At 51.0% G+C, this 18,907-nt stretch carries 17 protein-coding genes; 14 read left to right on the plus strand and 3 right to left on the minus strand.

Translation table 11 applies throughout. The features are described from left to right. From ACTHRH_RS14575 to ACTHRH_RS14590, 4 genes are all read left to right on the plus strand, one after another. The coding region (locus ACTHRH_RS14575; RefSeq protein WP_440416229.1) for a hypothetical protein at window positions 1–531 on the plus strand (531 nt) is incomplete at its 5' end. Between the two features lie 443 nt (window positions 532–974). Continuing rightward, complete coding sequence (locus tag ACTHRH_RS14580; protein ID WP_144931986.1) at window positions 975–1,751, plus strand: ABC transporter permease; 777 nt, start codon at window positions 975–977, stop codon at window positions 1,749–1,751. Beyond that, entirely contained in the window at window positions 1,748–2,539 is a 792-nt protein-coding gene (locus ACTHRH_RS14585; protein WP_440416231.1) for an ABC transporter permease, read from the plus strand. The genes ACTHRH_RS14580 and ACTHRH_RS14585 overlap by 4 nt, the downstream gene beginning before the upstream one ends. A 45-nt stretch (window positions 2,540–2,584) precedes the next feature. Continuing rightward, entirely contained in the window at window positions 2,585–3,556 is a 972-nt protein-coding gene (locus ACTHRH_RS14590) for an ABC transporter ATP-binding protein (RefSeq protein ID WP_440416233.1), read from the plus strand. A gap of 139 nt (window positions 3,557–3,695) precedes the next feature. Here the strand turns inward: ACTHRH_RS14590 and ACTHRH_RS14595 are convergent, their stop codons facing one another. After that, on the minus strand, window positions 3,696–4,742 hold the full coding sequence (locus tag ACTHRH_RS14595) for a spore coat protein (protein ID WP_440416235.1): 1,047 nt from the start codon (window positions 4,740–4,742) through the stop codon (window positions 3,696–3,698). A 248-nt stretch (window positions 4,743–4,990) separates the two neighbouring features. Between ACTHRH_RS14595 and ACTHRH_RS14600 the strand changes: the two genes are divergently transcribed. Together ACTHRH_RS14600 and ACTHRH_RS14605 are read left to right on the plus strand one after the other, a co-directional pair. Next, on the plus strand, window positions 4,991–6,205 hold the full coding sequence (locus ACTHRH_RS14600) for an MFS transporter (RefSeq protein WP_144931994.1): 1,215 nt from the start codon (window positions 4,991–4,993) through the stop codon (window positions 6,203–6,205). A gap of 238 nt (window positions 6,206–6,443) precedes the next feature. Beyond that, entirely contained in the window at window positions 6,444–6,593 is a 150-nt protein-coding gene (locus ACTHRH_RS14605) for a hypothetical protein (RefSeq protein WP_186328131.1), read from the plus strand. 143 nt (window positions 6,594–6,736) lie between these two features. Here the strand turns inward: ACTHRH_RS14605 and ACTHRH_RS14610 are convergent, their stop codons facing one another. Next, window positions 6,737–7,372, minus strand: a complete 636-nt coding sequence (locus tag ACTHRH_RS14610; RefSeq protein WP_144931996.1) for an O-methyltransferase — start codon at window positions 7,370–7,372, stop codon at window positions 6,737–6,739. Between the two features lie 121 nt (window positions 7,373–7,493). Here ACTHRH_RS14610 and ACTHRH_RS14615 point away from each other — a divergent pair, with 121 nt between their 5' ends. From ACTHRH_RS14615 to ACTHRH_RS14650, 8 genes are all read left to right on the plus strand, one after another. Continuing rightward, window positions 7,494–8,669: a THUMP domain-containing class I SAM-dependent RNA methyltransferase gene (locus ACTHRH_RS14615; protein ID WP_150959575.1), complete on the plus strand. Its 1,176-nt coding sequence runs from the start codon at window positions 7,494–7,496 to the stop codon at window positions 8,667–8,669. Between the two features lie 922 nt (window positions 8,670–9,591). Then, on the plus strand, window positions 9,592–11,730 hold the full coding sequence (locus ACTHRH_RS14620) for a DNA topoisomerase III (protein ID WP_440416238.1): 2,139 nt from the start codon (window positions 9,592–9,594) through the stop codon (window positions 11,728–11,730). 178 nt (window positions 11,731–11,908) lie between these two features. Beyond that, the gene (locus ACTHRH_RS14625; protein ID WP_440416240.1) at window positions 11,909–12,583 is read left to right on the plus strand and encodes a response regulator transcription factor; all 675 of its coding nucleotides are present in this window, start codon (window positions 11,909–11,911) and stop codon (window positions 12,581–12,583) included. Continuing rightward, complete coding sequence (locus ACTHRH_RS14630; RefSeq protein ID WP_379288578.1) at window positions 12,580–13,947, plus strand: HAMP domain-containing sensor histidine kinase; 1,368 nt, start codon at window positions 12,580–12,582, stop codon at window positions 13,945–13,947. The genes ACTHRH_RS14625 and ACTHRH_RS14630 overlap by 4 nt, the downstream gene beginning before the upstream one ends. 153 nt (window positions 13,948–14,100) lie before the next feature. Beyond that, window positions 14,101–15,015, plus strand: a complete 915-nt coding sequence (locus tag ACTHRH_RS14635) for an ABC transporter ATP-binding protein (RefSeq protein WP_144932006.1) — start codon at window positions 14,101–14,103, stop codon at window positions 15,013–15,015. Beyond that, complete coding sequence (locus ACTHRH_RS14640) at window positions 15,012–15,725, plus strand: ABC transporter permease (protein WP_144932008.1); 714 nt, start codon at window positions 15,012–15,014, stop codon at window positions 15,723–15,725. The genes ACTHRH_RS14635 and ACTHRH_RS14640 overlap by 4 nt, the downstream gene beginning before the upstream one ends. Before the next feature lie 2 nt (window positions 15,726–15,727). Further along, on the plus strand, window positions 15,728–16,462 hold the full coding sequence (locus ACTHRH_RS14645) for an ABC transporter permease (protein ID WP_440416339.1): 735 nt from the start codon (window positions 15,728–15,730) through the stop codon (window positions 16,460–16,462). 103 nt (window positions 16,463–16,565) lie between these two features. Continuing rightward, window positions 16,566–17,783: a DUF418 domain-containing protein gene (locus ACTHRH_RS14650; protein WP_440416243.1), complete on the plus strand. Its 1,218-nt coding sequence runs from the start codon at window positions 16,566–16,568 to the stop codon at window positions 17,781–17,783. On the opposite strand, the gene ACTHRH_RS14655 is transcribed toward ACTHRH_RS14650, so the two are convergent. After that, a complete protein-coding gene (locus ACTHRH_RS14655) occupies window positions 17,767–18,906 on the minus strand; it encodes a sensor histidine kinase (protein ID WP_379288584.1) in 1,140 nt (379 codons plus the stop codon). The two genes, ACTHRH_RS14650 and ACTHRH_RS14655, sit on opposite strands and share 17 nt — an antisense overlap. Window position 18,907: the final 1 nt, after the last annotated feature.

Consider the following 18,907-nt stretch of genomic DNA (forward strand, 5'->3'; position numbering starts at 1 on the left):
GATTGGGTTACTTTTCCTGTATGCACCTTTAACCTTTATTCCCATGAATTTTTCGACAAGAACTTTTCACTGTCCAGATCGAAACAAATCAAAAATATTAACGTAATAGTCATTATCCGGGTTTATAAGGAACTAATGGGATCGGAGGAGAATGAGATGGCTGTTGTCGTTTTGCATAAACCGAGCGGAGAGCGTTATCTGTTGTTAGGGACCGGGTTTGGCGCTTATAAAGCGGCCCGGCCGAGCTTGTTCGGAGGCAACCTGTTTCCGCATGAGGAAGCCGGGGAAATTCCCGCTGCCGCCGTTTGCGATGAGCTTGGGAACATTCACTGGTTTTATACGGAGGAGCTTCAGGTGCTGGAAATTGACGGAATAGAGGTCGGCCGCCTGTACGGAAAACTGAAGTCCTTAAGCAGCAAAAAGGCTTCGGACACAATTCCCGCAGAAATGGAGCTTTGCCCGGCCTGCAGGACAAGGGTTAAGATAACGGATAAAGAATGTCCGTCATGCGGTCTGACCTTGATCGGTTAACAATTACCTCCAGGAATCCGTCCGATGAAGCGGATGATTATCTCCCCCAAAAAAACATTGTCAGCCCCCCCTTCTTTTGATATAATAATGGCCGTTCTCACTTTTTTTATCTACGCATATATACCGCGCATCGCATAAGGGCATGCTCCGCCCCGAAGATGCAAGAAGCCTCTTGGTAAGACTCAATCATCAACAACAAGTTTCCGCTTTAAATAACCAGTCTTCATTTCCTCTTGATATTTTCACAACAAATAGTGCAACTCCTTTCTTGCTTTCCGCTGGAACGGCTTTGGCTTGCGCTCTTTTTTGCTGCGCCCTTCTTCCTCTATTTCATCTTCGGAAGCCAGGCTTTTCGCATCTACACAGTCCCCATCCCATCCGGGATAACAACGGCTATTAGCCGGGACAAGCAAGAAAGCAAAACCAATGAACAGGAGGTCCACATGCTGTTCCACGTATTGGCCCGCAAAGCCTATGCACGCAATTTGCAATATCGCGGCTCTCATGCCCTGAATACGTTTGCCAGCGCCATCTTTGGCTTTATCTATGTTTCGATCTGGGTCGGGATAGGAGAGAATCAGAATCTGGGCGAATACGGAATTTCCGGTATGATCAGCTATATCGCCTTCAATCAAACGATTCTGTCTCTGACCGTTTTTGTCACCAACGGACTGGGGTTGGAAGCAAGTGTAAGAAGCGGCCAGATTTCCATTGACATGATGAGGCCCGTCCATCTCTTCTACATGATGATGTCGCGGGAATGGGGACAAATCGGCTATCATCTCGTTTACAAAGCATTCCCCGTCTACCTGGCTTACACCGTCCTGCTTTCCATGCAGTTACCGGACCGGTTCGTTACCTGGTTGTTGACCGCCGCGGCCGTTGCATTCGCCGCCTACATATCTATCTGCATCCAATATCTAATCGGAGTTTGCGCCTTATGGACAACGGAATCCCGCTGGTTCTCCTGGGTGAATTATGCTCTCTCCACTCTATTGTCGGGTTTCCTCATTCCGATCGAATGGCTTCCCGGTTGGCTGAAAGCCATCAGCCGTTACTCCTTCTATCCTTATTTGCAGTATTATCCTGCCCGCATCTATCTGGAATACGATAATGGCATCGTTCTGCTCGGATCGATTCTTTGGTGCGCAGGGCTGACCGCGATTTGTCTTAGTGCGACCGCCATCGTCCGGCGCAAATTGGAGGTGCAGGGAGGATGAGCATGCTCAAGCTGTACGGGATACTAATCCGGGCCAGCATTCGAAGCCGGATGCAGTACAAATTCAATTTTATCTTCTCCTCGCTGATGGCCGCTTTCATTAATGTCGTGGAATTTTTGCTGGTCGCCATCCTGCTGGACAAATTCGGAAATATCAAGGGCTGGAGCTTATATGAGGTCGGATATTTGTATTCCGTCCTTATCCTCTCCAAGTCCATTTACCGGAGCCTGGCTTCCGATGTGCACCATATCGAGCGTTATCTTGTCAGCGGAGAGATGGATCAGCTGCTGATCCGCCCGATCCCCATTCTGCTCGCGTTAATGACCCAGAACTTTACGATCTTGCTGGGAGAATTTTTGCAGGGGATCATTATTCTGGTTATCTCCATGCAAGGATTATTCGCCGCCGGTCAAATAACTGTGGCGTCCATCCCTCTGACCGTTCTTATCATTTTAAGCGGGGCGGTTGTCTTGTTTACGATCGGTCTGGTCTCGGCCACTATGGGCTTCTGGATTACCCGTGTCCGGGATTTACAGAATATTACGGAAGATGCCTCGCATACGGCCGCCCGCTATCCGCTTCTGATCTACCCGAAGTGGCTGCAGCTCCTCCTGGTCTCGATTCTGCCGGTCGGGCTGGTCAACTATATCCCCTCCTTGTATATTCTTCGGGGACAATACGGGCTGTGGGTGCTTGTACTGACGACTGCTCTGGCTGCATTCGCTCTATGGCTCGGTCTCCGCTTCTGGCGAATGGGACTGTCCAAATATCAGAGTACCGGCAATTAAATCAGGGCTGCTCCGTACAAAAACCGACATGAAAGGAGTTCAACAATGATCGAGGTTGAGCGAATCAGTAAAAGCTTCAAAATTCCGGTCGTTAAAGAAGGACGATTCCAAGGCATACGCAGTCTGTTATCTCGGGAGTCTACCGAAAAGTTCGCCGTGAAGGATATTAGCTTTCGGGTGAACAGAGGGGAATTTGTCGGATATATCGGTCCGAACGGGGCGGGGAAATCTACGACGATCAAAATGCTCACGGGCATTCTTCATCCCTCCGCCGGGGAAGTGCGGATTTTCGGCCTTAGTCCGCAAAAGCACCGCAGGGAAGTCGTCCGCCACCTGGGAGTCGTCTTCGGACAGCGGACCCAGTTGTGGTGGGATCTTCCGGTGAAGGACTCGTTTGAAATTTTGGCGGCAATGTATAAGCTGGATCATCGGATCAAGGAAGCCCGGCTTGCCCTGTTAAGCGAGATCCTCCAGTTGGATGAATTTATCTCCACCCCCGTCCGCAAGCTGTCCCTTGGACAAAGAATGCGGGCCGATCTGGCGGCCTCCATGCTTCATGACCCGGACATCTTGTTCCTGGATGAGCCGACCATCGGACTCGATGTAGTTGCGAAACGCAATATAAGGGAATTTCTGGCGAAAATTAATCGGGAGCTGAACAAAACGATTCTGCTGACGACCCACGATATGGACGATATTGAACAGCTCTGCCAGCGGGTTATCGTGATCAATCACGGAACCCTCGCTTATAACGGAAGCATTCAGGAGCTCCGGGACCGAATCGGGCTTCCTACAATCATTAAAGTAAGCTATCGGCAATCCTTCGCCGAGGAGGGCTCCACCGCCGATCTGCCCTTTACGATCCTTGAGCGTGAGGAATCGGCGCTTACCATACAATGCAACAGACAGGAAACGACCGCAATGGAGGTCCTTCGGATTCTTAACCAGTGGGGAGAAGTGGACGATGTACATATGGAGGAGCCGGATTTCGAGGATGTTATCCATAGGGTTTATTAGAAGGCAGGCTAGAAAACGGTCGTGACCCGGCAAATTTGCTTCTCCTCCCCCTTCCCTCCTCCTGTTCTAAAGCAAAAGCTCCCTCATATCGCATCGGCGAAGAGGGAGCTTTTATTATGATTTTACCGTACCGTGATAACTAAAACTGATGTCCTGCGGAATCCTCCGTTTCGGGGGAGCTTGCTGAAGAAACGGAGCTCATCCCGGAACCGTTATGCTGCGCTGCCGAAGACATTCCGCCTCCAGCCATAGAAGCCCCGGCCGCGGATGAGGAAGATGGAGAGGATCCGGCCCCCGTAGAAGAGCCGGACGTCACTGTAGACGCTCCCGAATTTGCGGCTCCCGATGTCATCGAAGTCCCCGCCCCAGACGTTCCGGATGCCAAGGAGGAGTAACCCTGTCCCGATGCAGAGCCGGAGGACAGCCTTGCCGGAGAGCCTGCGGAAGTCATCGCTAAGGAGCCCGCTCCGCCGCCATGATTAGCTCCGTATCCGCTCATGACCGGGCCCGAATATGTCGTGCCTGTCTGACTTGAGGAGGCATACGGAGAGGAATGCGTCATGCCAGGCCGATTGGAAGCCGGATACGAGCCGTATGCGCCGGATATGGAGCTTCCCGCAGGATCGCCGGCATACCCTCCCATTTCCATCGGCTTATAGCTGTGGAGGAATGTTTTGGCCGTATGATCATTCATGGTCGGTACTTGATATTGTCCCTGCTCGTTCATGAACAAGAAGACCTCATAAGCCTGATTCGAGCAGGTCACTGCCCCATCCATCAGCATTTGCCGCAGGTTAGGATCCGCACATTCCAGAGATGCCGCCATATGTGATTTGGCCGACTGCTTATGAAAGGACAGCATCGCAAATAAAATTTGCTTATCGTTAAGACGCCCATGCATTTGCGGAATTTGCGGAATGGGCTGATGCAGCCCGTATTTGATCTGCTGCGGGGAAGACGGGGGCATGCCATAAGCCTGGGGTCCGCCCTGCGCGGCAGAGTAATCATGTGTGTATGCGACTAACTGATCGTAGTGACGAATCGCCGTGTTCAGATGTGCCTGGAGCATCTGCCGGAGCCGCTGATCTTCGCATTGCTCCGCATACATCGAGAAATGATTAATGAGATTAACCTTTTCATTCAACATTTCATGAGCTTCCATCGTTTCATGTGCGCCAAAAGGCATGGCCATGCACTCCTTTTCGAGGGATATTTGTCCAGAGCTTACTATTCCCCCAAAATTCCCTGCCCATTCCGTACTCTCTGAGGCCAAATGACGGAATGAGCTCCCCTCTTTGTGGAATAGAGCTCGCGAGGTGTGCAATCCCTCTTTATTCCTCCTTCATTCCCGGCACGTTAGCGCTTCGTATCTTTTTTGCTTTTTGATATAATAATATTTTACTGAAGGAATGGACAGAAAAGAGGCGAGCTACTTTGGAACGATGGCGGATTAACTTGCTTGTCCTGTGGTTCGGACAGTTTTTCGTTATGGGGGGAATGACGATGATCATTCCTTTTTTGCCTCTTTACCTGCAAGAGATGGGAATGTCGGATCCGAGCCACCTTTCACTGTGGGCGGGAATGATCTTTGCTGCGAATTTTGTAACCTCCTTTATTTTTCAGCCGATTTGGGGCGGTTTGGCGGACCGTTATGGTAGAAAAATGATGCTGCTCCGCTCCGGATTTGGAATGGCTATTGTCATGGTACTGATGGGCTTTGCGCAGGACGCCTGGCATCTGCTGCTGCTGAGAATGCTGAACGGAACAATTTCGGGATTTGTCCCTGCGGCGATTTCTCTGGTTTCGGCGAACACGCCGAAGGAAAGAATCGGGTTCGCTATGGGAATGGTTCAGTCGGGCGGGATGGCGGGTACTATTCTTGGACCCCTGCTCGGCGGATTGTTGGCATCGACGATGGGTTATCGACCGATTTTTTATCTGACCGGGGTGATGCTCTTTATCGCCTCCCTGCTGGCCGCATTTCTTGTGAAAGAAGACTTTAACAAAGAAGAAGCCAAGGTTCAGCCGAAGGTATCCGTATTCGCCGGACTTAGACAGTTGGGGAAAATTCCCCAGCTTCCCGCGCTCTTCTGTGTAACCTTCCTGATCCAGTTCGCGCTGCTCGGGCCGATGCCCCAAATGCCTTTGTATGTTCAGGAATTGTACGGACGACCCGAAATGCTGGCATTTATGGCCGGATTGGTTGGCTCGGTCAATGGATTTTCCAACATGATCTCCTCCCCTATTCTTGGACGTTGGGGAGACCGGTTGGGCTCCGAGAAAATATTGGGAGTCTGTCTTATCGGCTCTGCGATCGCCTGTATTCCGCAGGCTCTGGTAACGAATGTATGGCAGCTTCTGATTTCGCGGTTTTTCCTCGGAATTTTCATGGGCGGATTGCTTCCTTCCGTTAACGCCATTATCCGCCAATATACTCCTGACGGCATGGAAAGCCGCGCTTACAGCTTCAACACAAGCACGTTAAGTCTGGGCAATCTGATCGGGCCGATTACCGGCGGAATTCTGACGGCCACGATCACTATTCGCGGACTGTTTATCGTCTCTGCCGTACTTCTGCTGCTAAATGTGCTTTGGGTCAAGAAAACCCTCTTCCGTAAAACGGCCTCCGCCGATAAGGACGCAGGCTGACCATTATCCTGCATTTGTAAATCATCACCCCACCGAGGCTGTTTCCTTCGGAGGGGTATTTTTTTGCCCAATGCGATCGTCTAGTTAACTGAAACAGGAAAATTTTGACGATTTTGTGACAAAAGATGGATTTTGTAAAGATTATCAACTTTTTTAAAAAATAAATGAAACGAAATCGATTTTAAAATGGTCTATGTAAGTAGGAATGTTAATCAGGGTTTAGAGAGGGGAACGCATGATGAAAATTAACATAAAGAAAATGCTCGTGACCTTTCTTTGTGCGGAGCTGTTGTTGTTTTATATCGGCCTGATTCAGCCGCAATCCGTCCAGGAAAGCAGCTTCCATGAAATGAACGCCCAGAAGATCAAGCCGGCCCTGCAGCCTTAGACAGAAAGAAAATCAGTACAGGGATGTAAGGGGATTCATCATTAAGAGAGGCGGATCTCGATTCTCAGTAAAACAAAGCCGCTTCCTAAGTATGCGGATAGAGATGAAGCGGCTTCCTACTTTAAAATTGTCTGCACAAGCCTCTATTTGACCCGGGCTATGGCCAAGCCGTCATAAGCGGGCAAGAGCACTCCTTCCAGCCGTTCATCCGAGGTTATTCTTTCGTTAAATTGTCTCATTTTGACGACCGAATTTCCTTGTTTTTCGGGATTAACCGTTTTTCCCCGCATAAAAGTGTTGTCTCCTACGATGATCGCGCCCGGGTTGGCCAATTTTATGGCCCAGTCCAGATAGGCAGGGTAATTTCCTTTGTCCGCATCAATGAAGAAAAAGTCGAAGGTTCTCCCCTCCACAGCGAGTGCCTCCAGAGAAATCAGCGCCTCTCCTATGCGGTATTCAACCTTATCCCCTAAACCGGCTTCCTCCATATGATACCGGGCCAATTCCGCATACTCGGGCTTCAGCTCCAGAGAAACCAGCTGCCCACCATCTCCCAAACCGCGCGCCAGACATATTCCGCTGTATCCTCCCAATGCTCCGATTTCAAGAATTTGTTGGGCTCCGCTTATTCTCACCAGTATCGTAAGCAGCTTGCCATACCCCGGTGCAATGGAGACTTCCGGCATATCCTTCTTGCGAATTCTCTCGAGCACCCTTTCCAGATCCGGGTCCGGCCCAAGCAGAGACTCCGCATATTTTTCTTCATCCAAAGCACTCATATTCTGTCATCCTCCTTGTCCCTCGAAGTGTTTGTCACGCAGGGCAGATTATCCTATACTTAAGTATTGTATGGTTTTTTATAGGGAAGAACAATACGGCAAACAGGATTGTACAAATGGGGTGAATGAGATCGAATTAATCGCAACTTGTCCTATGGGCCTGGAATCTATAGTTGCCCGTGAGCTCAAGGAGCTCGGGTATGAAGATATGATGGTGGAGAACGGCAGGATCATCTTCAAAGGAGATGAGCTGGCCATATGCCGAACCAACCTATGGCTGCGGACGGCCGACCGCATTCTGATCCGAATGGGCGAATTTAGGGCGACTACTTTCGATGAACTGTTCGAAGGAACGAAAGCGCTGGACTGGCCATCCTGGATTCCGGCCAACGGGGAATTTCCGGTCGAGGGCCGCTCCCATAAATCGCAGCTGTCCAGCGTGCCGGCCTGCCAAGGTATTGTCAAGAAAGCAATCGTTGAGAAAATGAAGCAGCGCTACCGGAAGGAATGGTTCGAAGAGACCGGCGCAAGATATGTTATTGAAGTATCGCTTCTGAATGACATTGCCACGCTGACCCTGGATACGACGGGTCCCAGCCTGCATAAGCGGGGTTACCGGAAGCTGGTCACCGAAGCTCCGCTTAAGGAAACCTTGGCCGCGGCCATGCTTCTCCTGAGCCGTTGGAATCCGGAGAGGCCGCTGTATGATCCGTTCTGCGGCTCAGGCACCATCCCGGTCGAAGCGGCGCTGTTGGGCTGGAATATCGCTCCGGGAATCCGGCGTTCATTCCCATCCGAGCATTGGCCCGCAGTGCCGGATCAAATATGGCAGCAGGCACGGGAAGAAGCTTATGACCTGGTGCGCGATGACATAGAGCTGCAAATTACCGGCTCCGACATCGATCCCAGCGCCATCGAAGTGGCTAAAGCCGCGGCCAAAAGCGCAGGTGTAGGCAAGGAACTCCGCTTTGAAGTCACTCCCGTAGCCAAAATCCGGCCGAACGGCGATTACGGCTGCATTATCACCAATCCTCCATACGGCGAGAGATTGGGAGATCGCTCCGCAGCGGAAAAAGCACTTCGACAGTTGGGCTCCGTCTTTCATGAGTTGCCTACCTGGTCGGCATTCGTGCTCAGTCCGACCAAGCAGCTTGAGCATTACTGGGCGCAGCCCCCGACCAAACGCCGCAAGCTGTTTAACGGGCGGATCGAATGTACTTTATTTCAATATTTCGGTCCCCTTCCTCCCCGCAAACCTAAGGAGGCAGCATCGGAGCAGAACGATCTGCAGCAATGAAAAACTGCTGTTGGAGTATTTCGTGGGTGAACGACCGCGTTTTAACGAGGTTTTTATCGCCTTAGAATTTGAAGCTATTCAGGATACAGAAACTTATAATTCTATTGTGTTAAAAAAACCTAACGGAGCCTTTACTCTCGCAGAGCGAAAATCGATTTAAAGGTAAGAATGTATATGCCGCACAAATAGAAAACCATTGCTTTCTAATTGGTCTTGGGCGATTTAACTGTAATTTATGTAGGTAAATTCAAGCGAATGGGAGAAAAGGATTGAAGTAAATGGAAAAACTACAGTTAATATTGAAGGTTTTTGCTGAAATCGCCTTTTTTGCACAAACTAGCTGTAGTTTTTCCACTTAGTTACCGTCTTTCGCTCCAAGAGGAGCAAACTAACTGCATGAAATCCAGTTAGATACGCCATTCGGCGAGTACGGCACCAGAAGAAAACGAAATAGACGGTTTTTCAAGTTAAACGTCCGAGTCGAGTGTCAAACTACGGCATGATCGGGTTACTTAGCGGTCATGCCGTTTTTATGTCCATGCCCCTTTCTCCTTATCCTTCTCCGGGTTTGTCTAACCGGATGTTCTTTTCCCGGCCCTTCGATTGATTATCCCCTTGAGTCAGAAATCGTTCTCTGAGAACGCTCAATCCTTTCATTTTCTCGTAAATGTATCAGGTCCTTTAGCGTGGAATTTTCTGAGCCGAAGGGATAATAGTCCAATGGGCACAGAAGAAGCAATTCAGCGAGCGAGTTAGCTATGACATTTGCGCACAAATCCGGCCTCCCCATCTCTGAGTCTCTGAAATCGGAAAGAACGAAGCGAAGAAACGCCTCCTTGTCCAAAGTCCGCTCCTTTTGTTACAATGGGCTGACAGAGTTAAGGCTGAAATGCCGAAACATAAGCGTTTAAGGAGAGCCATGATGAAAACGTTAGTACTTGCCGAAAAGCCAAGCGTTGCCAAAGAAATAGCCCGCGTGCTCGGTGCCCGCCAGAAGCACAAGTCCCATTATGAAGGTGCGGACTACGTTGTTACCTGGGCTTTGGGACATCTCGTCACCTTAGCGGAGCCGGAGGATTATGATTCGAAGTTCTCCACCTGGAAACTCGAGGACCTGCCGATCATTCCATCCAAAATGAAATTGAAGGTCATCCGCGAAACCTCTCACCAGTTCAAAGCTATCGAAAGGCTCAGCCGGAGGAACGACCTGAAGGAGCTGGTCATCGCTACCGACGCCGGAAGAGAAGGAGAGCTCGTTGCCCGCTGGATTATGGAATTGATCCGCTGGAAAAAGCCGTTTAAACGGCTGTGGATTTCCTCGCAGACCGACCGCGCCATCAAGGAAGGCTTCGCCCAGTTGAAACCGGGATCACAATACAACCGACTATATCAATCAGCTGTGTGCCGGTCCGAAGCCGATTGGCTGATCGGCCTGAATATTACCCGGGCGCTTACCAGCAAATATAATGCCCAGTTGGCTGCGGGAAGGGTGCAAACTCCGACACTGGCCACCATTATTCAGCGCGAGAACGAAATTCGCAAGTTCCAGCCGGTTGAGTATTGGACTGTGCAAGCCGATTTTGGAAGCTTCCAGGGCATATGGCGCAAGCCCGGTTCGGGAGAGCCGAGAATTTTCGACCGGTCGCAGGCCGAAGCGATCCGCAACAAGGTTCAGGGCCGCACCGGACAAATCATTCAGATTAAGAAGACGGAAAAAACGATTCCGCAGCCCTTGGCCTACGATTTGACGGAATTGCAGCGGGACGCCAACAAACGATACGGCTTCTCCGCCAAGCAGACCTCTAGCGTCCTGCAGCGCCTGTATGAGCAGCATAAGCTAGTCACTTACCCGCGGACGGATTCACGGTACCTCACTGCGGATATGGTCTCTACCTTGAAAGGCCGAGTCCAAAGCGTTGCCGTAGGCCCATATGCGCCGTTGGCCCGGCCCCTGCTGCAGAAGCCTCTCGTGACGAAGCGGATTGTCGATGACAGCAAGGTAAGCGACCATCACGCCATCATTCCGACCGAGCAGCCCCTACAGCTCAACCTTCTGTCTAACGAAGAACGGAAGCTGTATGATTTGATCGTCCGCCGGTTTCTGGCGCTGTTCTACCCTCCGTGCCGCTACGACCAGACAACGGTGCAAATCGAGGTGGAGAAAGAGACGTTCTGGGCAACGGGTAAGCAAATGAAGGAGACCGGATGGAAGGAAGTGTACGGGGCAAGCGATTTTAATGAAGAGGATGGCGATAACGATGCGTCTTCCGATGAACCCTCTTCCCAGCTTCTGCCTGAATTGAAGCCGCAGGGCAAGCTTACGGTCAAGCGCTGCCAGGAAACCGGACGCTTCACCAAGCCTCCGGCCCGTTATACGGAAGCGACCCTGCTCACCCAGATGGAGAAGCATAACCTGGGTACGCCGGCCACCCGTGCGGATATTATTGAGAAGCTGCTCAACACCGATACGATTGAGCGCCAAGGTAACAGTCTGGTTCCGACGGGCAAAGGCTGGCAGTTGATCGAGCTCGCATCCGAGGAGCTTCGTTCTCCCGAATTGACCGCCCAATGGGAGATCGAGCTGGAGCGAATTGCCAAAGGGCAGGGACAGATGGAGCGGTTCCTGGAAAATATCCGGAAGCAGACCATTCGGATGGTGAGTGAGGTTAAGCAAAGCACGATCGAATATAGACCGCATAATTTAACCCATAAGAAATGCCCGGAATGCGGACAAAATATGGAGGAAAGAAAGACCAAGCGCGGCAAAATGCTCGTCTGCCCGAATCGGGAATGCGGATTTCGCCGGGCGGCAGAACCGAAGCTGGTTAACAAAAGATGTCCCCAATGCCACAAGAAGATGGAGATTCACGAAGGGAAAGCCGGCAAATACGTCCAATGCCGTCCGTGCAATATTGTAGAATCATTAAGCGATAGCGGCGGAGGCAAGGCGGCCGCCAGAATGAACCGAAAGCTGATTCAGCAGTATAGTGATAACGAAGGCCTGTCGAACAGTCTTGGAGATGCGTTAAAGGCGGCACTCCAGAAGCAATCCGAGAAATAAGATTCAAGCTTTCCCCGCTTTCCTCTTTAAGGAAGGCGGGGATTTTTTGTTTGCACGTTCGCTGGCGGAGCTTATTATTTAATTGAACTGGGAGGATCGGCTCCAAGGCGCTTACGCTGCTCCGGTTATCGGAACATGCTATAATTTTAACAGATGCATGGAAAGGGCCTGATAGAAGATGAGCAAACAGGTTTTATATCTCGAAGATGACCAGGAAATCGGCAGGTGGGTTAGCGATGATTTGACAGATCGCGGCTTCCGGGTGATCTGGCTGACTTCCGGAGAACAAGCGGCGAATCACATGCCGGATACGGACCTCGTCCTGCTGGATGTCATGCTTCCCGGGCTCGATGGCTTCTCCATCGGCCAAAGATTGAAGAAGGAGTATCCCGATACGCCTGTCCTGATGATTTCAGCGCGGTCCTCGATCGAGGATAAGCTGCAGGGGTTGCAGTTCGCGGACGACTATGTAACCAAGCCGTTCCATCCCGATGAGCTGGCCGCTAGAATAGAAGTGCTGCTTAGGCGTTATGGCAAAATGACCCCCTCCTTCCTCCAGCTCGGCCATCTCCATATCTATCCGGAAGAAAACCGGTTTCTGGATACGCGGACCGGGGGAGACATCGTACTAACCGGCAAACAATTTCAAATCTTCACCTATTTACTGCGTCACCCTAATCAAGTTCTGACCAAAGAGCAAATATATGAGGCGGTATGGGGGGAGCCCTATCTGGAAGGGGATAAAACATTAATGGTGCACATTCGCTATCTGCGCGAAAAAATCGAGCGGGATCCCGGCAACCCGGAAATCATTGAGACGATTCGGGGCATCGGATACCGGGTAAGATCATGAAATTCCGTCATTCTCTGTTAGCCCGGTATTTGCTGATCGTGCTGATCGCCTTGTGCATGTGGCCGGTTCTCGTCCCGCTCGCCGGCCTTCTTTACTACTCGCCGCAACTATTTACCCAACCGTCCTCTCGCGACAATATTTATGGAAATGGACAAACCATCGAGCAAATGTGGCATAGCGAAGCCGCACAGCTTGACGGGCAGTCGGAGGCGGCTATCGGTCAGCGGCTGCAAGAACTGAAGGAGCAATATCCTCTCGCCTCTATGTTCTGGGTCGATGCCGCGGGCGAGACGAAGCTGATGCTTCCCGAACAGGAAGGCCTTCCGAAACGATGGATGCCGGGGGAGATTATACGGTTCATGAAGGACAACAGAGGGATTGAAGCCGATCCGTTCACCGTTGTCGCACTGCTCGGCCGGGACTCGAATCAAGGTTTCATGGTCATTCAGATTCCGCGTTCATTGATGCGAACAGAATGGCTGGCCACGCTGGACAACCGTATTCTGTACGCGATTGTATGCTCCATCTTCGTCTTCTTCCTGTTTGCATCCTGGCTGTTCTTCTACAAAATCCGCAGACGGCTAATCCGGCTTCAGGAAGCGATGACCCTCCCTGACGATGCCGGCATACCCCGGCCCGTTGAAGTGGACAAGAAGGATGAAATCAGCCAACTGGAGCATTCGTTTAATCATATGATCGGACAACTAACGAGCGGCCGGCAGCGGGAACAGGAGGAAGAAGAACTGCGCAAGCAGCTCATCGCCAACTTATCGCATGACATCCGAACCCCGCTGACGACGATCCGGGGGCATGCCTATTCCTTGCACAAGGAGACGTTGACGGAATCCGGCAGACAATCGCTTGCTCTCATTGAAGAGAAAACTGAATATTTGGCGCAGTTGATTGAAAATCTAATGTCCTACACCCTCCTGTCCGCCGGGAAGTACCCGCTGCAAATGGAAGAAAGCGACGTAATCCGCCTGACCCGCACTTCCATAGCATCCTGGTATCCGGTCTTTGAGAAGGAGCAGATCCAGGTGGAAGTCGATCTGCCGGACAAGGCCGCGATATGGATGGTCGATCCTCAGTGGTTCATCCGCATTCTGGATAATCTGCTCCAGAACGTTGTCCGACATGCCGGAATAGGGCAATATGTCGGTATACGCGCAGAAGTAAGGAACGGGGCTACAGCTATCGTCATTGCAGATAGAGGCCCCGGAATGAGGGCGGCATCCGGGCACAAAGGCGCCGGAATCGGCCTGACGATCGTCTCGATCATGGTCAAGGAAATGAACTTGAATTGGGACGTCTCCAGTTCATCGGAGGGTACCGTTATTTCCCTGTATCCCAAACGGAATATATAACCCTTCGCTCCATATCCGCTTTTCCCGGAGCCGCTTCGGCTCCCCCCCCTTTGTCTTTTCGTTAGTTCACCTCATTTTTTTAAACGAAATTTAAACAACAGACCCCCCTGACTTTAACCTTCGGCCGTTAAGATTAAGGTCGAGGTGAGCACAATGAGTGATTTCGTTATCCAAACTTATAACCTGTCCAAGCACTACCCGTCGAAAAAAGCCGTAGACCAGGTCAGCCTAAAAATCAACAAAGGCGACATCTACGGCTTCCTCGGTCCGAACGGAGCGGGCAAAACGACTACCATCCGCATGCTGCTTGGATTAATCAAGCCCTCTCACGGGTCCATCAGAATATTCGGCAAGGACTTGCGCAAGGAAAAGCTGTCCATTCTTCGTAAAATCGGTTCTTTAGTCGAATATCCGTCTTACTACGGGCATTTGTCCGCCTACGAAAATTTGGAGGCCTTACGCCGGATCCTGGATGTACCGAAGACACGGATCGACGAAGTGCTGTCCATTGTCCGGCTTCAACAGGAAGCCAAACGTCCGGTCAAAGGATTCTCGTTAGGGATGAAGCAGCGGCTTGGCATCGCTGCGGCACTGCTCGGTAACCCGGAGCTTCTTATTCTGGACGAGCCGACCAACGGCCTGGACCCCGCAGGCATACTCGAAGTCCGTGAGCTCATTAAAAAAATGCCGGGAGAACACGGGATTACCGTTCTCGTGTCCAGTCACCTGTTGAGCGAAGTAGAGCAAATGGCTAACCGGGTCGGTATTATCCGCAACGGTTCCATGCTGTTCGAGGATAGCATCGACAATCTTCGGAAACGGACCAAAAGCAAGATCCGCATAGTCCTATCCGATCCGGAGCACGGACGGCGGATTATAGCCTCGACGGGGTGTCATGTCGAATTGCAGGAAGGAGCGCTGCTGCTTGACAGTATACCGGAGAGCAAAGTGGCCGAGGTTGTCGAACTGCTGGTGCTTGCCCGTCATTCGATATACCGGGTAGAGGAACAGAAACGATCTCTCGAAGACATTTTCCTCGAAATGGTCGGGGAGGGGAACAGCTTATGATGAGACGGGTCTTGGCGGCCGATTTTCTCAAAATCCGCAGAAAAGCGATCTGGTTTCTGATTTTCCTCGGCCCGTTCGGGGTCATAGCCCTGCAAGCCGCTAATTACGGCCTGCGTTATGATTACTTGACCAAAATTCATGCGTCCGATCTTTGGGGAGGATTTCTTACCGACATACAACATCTGCTCCCCGTTACTTTGCTGCTGGGAATGACGATTTTGGCCTCGATGATTGCCAACATTGAGCATCAGATGAGTTCATGGAAACAGCTTCTGGCACTGCCGATTTCACGGTTCTCGGTGTTTAGCGCCAAATTTACGCTGTGTATCGCTCTGCTGTTCGTTTCCTGCGTACTTCTCGCCATAGGGACAATCGGGCTCGGCCTGCTTTTGAAATTCGGAATGGATATCCCCATTCTGGATGTAGCCAAGATCAGCTTCTACCCGTTTATTGCCGCCTTTCCGATATTGGCTCTGCAGCTTTGGTTGTCGGTAATCATGAAAAATCAAGCCTTTCCGTTAACGTTCGGCATAGCGGGTGCAATTCTGTCCCCATGGGCTTTTTCCTTTCCGGACTGGTTTATGTGGAAGCTGCCTCTGTTGGAAAACAAAGCAAATATTCCCGAATATTCGGTAATTACAGGCCTGGCTGTCGGCTTGATGATCTTTCTTCTCGGTTCAATCCATTTTGCTAGACGGGATGTGAATTAATGATGAGGACCTTTCTGAAGGTGCTTAGCTCGGAATGGCTGAAAATGCGCAAATCGAACATATGGCTGCTTATTTTTATCAGTCCCGCCATATCGACTTTCACCGGATTGTTACTTCCTTTAGATGAAACGCTGCCTCCTTGGCTGTACTTGTTTACGATGACAGCCAGTCTGCATGCTTTTATGTTTCTTCCATTATTGACGGGTGTCTTTGCCGCCTTCGTATGCCGTTACGAGCACGCTGCCGGCGGCTGGAAGCAGCTTCTCACCCTTCCCTTGTCCCGAGGCACGCTATATACGGCCAAATTCTTCGTGGTGATCCTGCTGCCGGCTCTTACGCAGCTCTTATATCTTCTCGTGCTGCTGGCCGCCGGGTATGCGCGCGGGATTGGAGAGGCTTTTCCTTGGGAGTTGATAGGTCCCGGCATTTTTGCAGGATGGGTGGCTACACTGCCTCTGGCCGCCTTGCAAATGTTCGTATCGACTGCCTGGGCAAGCTTTGCGGCTCCGCTGGCGATCAATGTGATTTTCACGATTCCGAATATGCTTATCGTGAATTCCTCAACCTATGGACCGTACTATCCGTGGGCCCAGCCGGTCTTATCGATGCTGTCGGTCTCCCCGGACAAGTATGGGGCGTTCAATGTATCGCTGGAAACGCTGCTCTTCGTCATCGTCGGCGGGTTCGTTCTCTTTTTCCTGTCCGGCCTGACCTATTTTCGCTATAAAGAAGTCTGATTGAAGCTTTTCTTTATAGATTCTTTAGAAATGGTCCTTACAATGAATTTGCGGCCGGAGCCCTCTCCGGCATGCAAATCATTAATATGGAAGGATGATTTCTATGCAACCCGTTGCAGCCAACGAACGAATCCAACTGCTGGATATCGCCCGAGGATTGGCTATACTCGGCATCCTGCTGGTCAATATGACGTTCTACAGCAGCTCCCTGCAGGCGATTCAATTCCAGATCAACCTCTGGCCGGACTTCTGGAACCAGGCGGCCAAGTCGATCCTTAGTATAATGGTTGACGGTAAATTCATCGCCATCTTCTCCTTCTTGTTCGGATACGGCATGATTCTTTTTAAAGACCGTGCCTTGGAGAAGGGCAGAAGATTTGTCCCGTTATATTTGCGGAGACTGCTGGCGTTATTGATCTTCGGACTTATTCACGGATGGTTTATCTGGTTCGGAGATATTCTCGTTCATTACGCCTTGTTGGGATTCATTCTGCTGCTGTTCCACAAATGCAAGCCTAAAACCTTGCTGGTCTGGTCTGTCAGCTTCCTAATGCTGATTCCCGCGCTGATGCTGTTTAGCGGAGGGAACGCCGGAGCCCCCCCCCGGCTAAGCCCGGAATTTAAACAGCTTGTCCTGCAATGGATTGAGAGGGATCAAGCGATTTATGGCGGTGGCACTTTTGGGGAAATTCAGCGGCAGAGAGTGTCGGATTGGTATGCCAGTGCATTGAATCAAATTGCTTTCTATCCGCAAATCCTCGGATTGTTTCTGATGGGATCCTATATCGCCAAAAGGAAATTATTTCATAATCTATCGGGCAATCGGTCTGTCCTTATTCGAATCTGCATCTGGACAGGAAGCTTCGGGTTTGTATCCACACTCCTCCCCATTGTTCTGGAGCAGACTGTCGGAACGAATGCCGGCGGATGGATCAATAGACTGGACGTGATCCGCTATTTGATCGGTAATCCGTCCATCGGCCTGTTCTATATTACAGGACTCGCGCTTCTTATACAGAAGCCGTCATGGCAAAGAGCGCTAAGACCGCTGGCCAATGTCGGCCGTATGGCGTTCACGAATTATATTTTGCAATCCGTCCTCTGTACGCTGATTTTTTACCATTATGGCCTGGGACTGTACGGGCAGGCAGGGCCATTGGCGGGATCGCTGCTGGCGATAGCCGTATTTCTCTTGCAAATGGTGCTGAGCGCTCTATGGCTTCGCAAATTCCGGATGGGCCCTCTGGAATGGGTCTGGAGGATGGCTACCTATCTCTCCATTTCACCGTTACGAAAAAAAGGGATTACGTCTGCGCGCTGATCCGGATTTGCACATAAGCTCCCTCTCCCGGGCGGTTTCCGGCGGATACACTCCCTCCGTGCTTCTCCGCCAGCGTCTTCACGATATATAATCCTAACCCCGCATGACCTTTGTGAATGGAACGGGATGCGTCCCCTTGATAAAACTTCTCGAACATATGGAGCAGATCGGCCTCGGCGAAGCCCGGGCCGGTATCGCTCACCTCCAGAACGACGGATTCCGGGAGGATTTCCACACGCCATTCAATCTTCCCTCCTTCCGGAGTTAGACGAATGCTGTTGCCGATGACATTATCCAGCATTTGCTCCAATCGGAGCCCATCAGCTCTGAACCAACCGTCGCACCCGTCCGCGACTTGTATTTCCGCTTGGAAATGCAATGATTTGGCAGAGCAAATGGTCCGGTATTCCTCCGCCTTTTCTCGGCAAAAAACAACCACGTCCAGCGGACGAACCGACAAAGAAAAATCCGGCTGATCGATTTCCGAGACGATGCCCATATCGTCCAGCAAGCGAACCGCCCGGTCCGTATTTTTGCGAATCGTCAGCAGGTAGCTGTCCAGACGTTCAGCCTGCTTAGCTTTATTCTCCAGCAAATTGTCCACGTGTCCCTGTATAATCGTCAGGGGGGTGCGCAAATCATGCGCAATAGCCGCCACCATATCCCGGCGTTCCTGCTCCATCTTCCACTGGGCGGACAGGGATTGATGAAGGGAGCTTCTCATTTCCTCGAAGGCTTCGGTCAACTGCACTAATTCCTTGGAGCCCCCCATGACGGACAAGGTGAAATCAAGCTCGTTCCTCTGGATTCGGCCGGCTCCGTTTATTAGCTGAACGATCGGAGGGACCAGCCGCTTACCTATTCTTCGGGCAAACAGAATGGTGAATAGCAGGATAAATACGAAGGGGGCCGCCATATTCCCTAGTACAAACAAGATAACAAAACCGACGCGGGCGACCTCCGGGAAATTCTCGATATTTTTGTTCGACAAACTCATAACATTGATCATGTGGATAAGAAATTTGAGACTTCCCCCCCATACCGCCACGGTACAGATAATGCTCAATATCAGGGTGAGGATCAAGGCAATGGTGAATTGGCTGCGGAACGTAAATTTGTTCATG

Source organism: Paenibacillus sp. SAFN-117, from assembly GCF_051966115.1.
Lineage (GTDB): Bacteria > Bacillota > Bacilli > Paenibacillales > NBRC-103111 > Paenibacillus_L > Paenibacillus_L residui.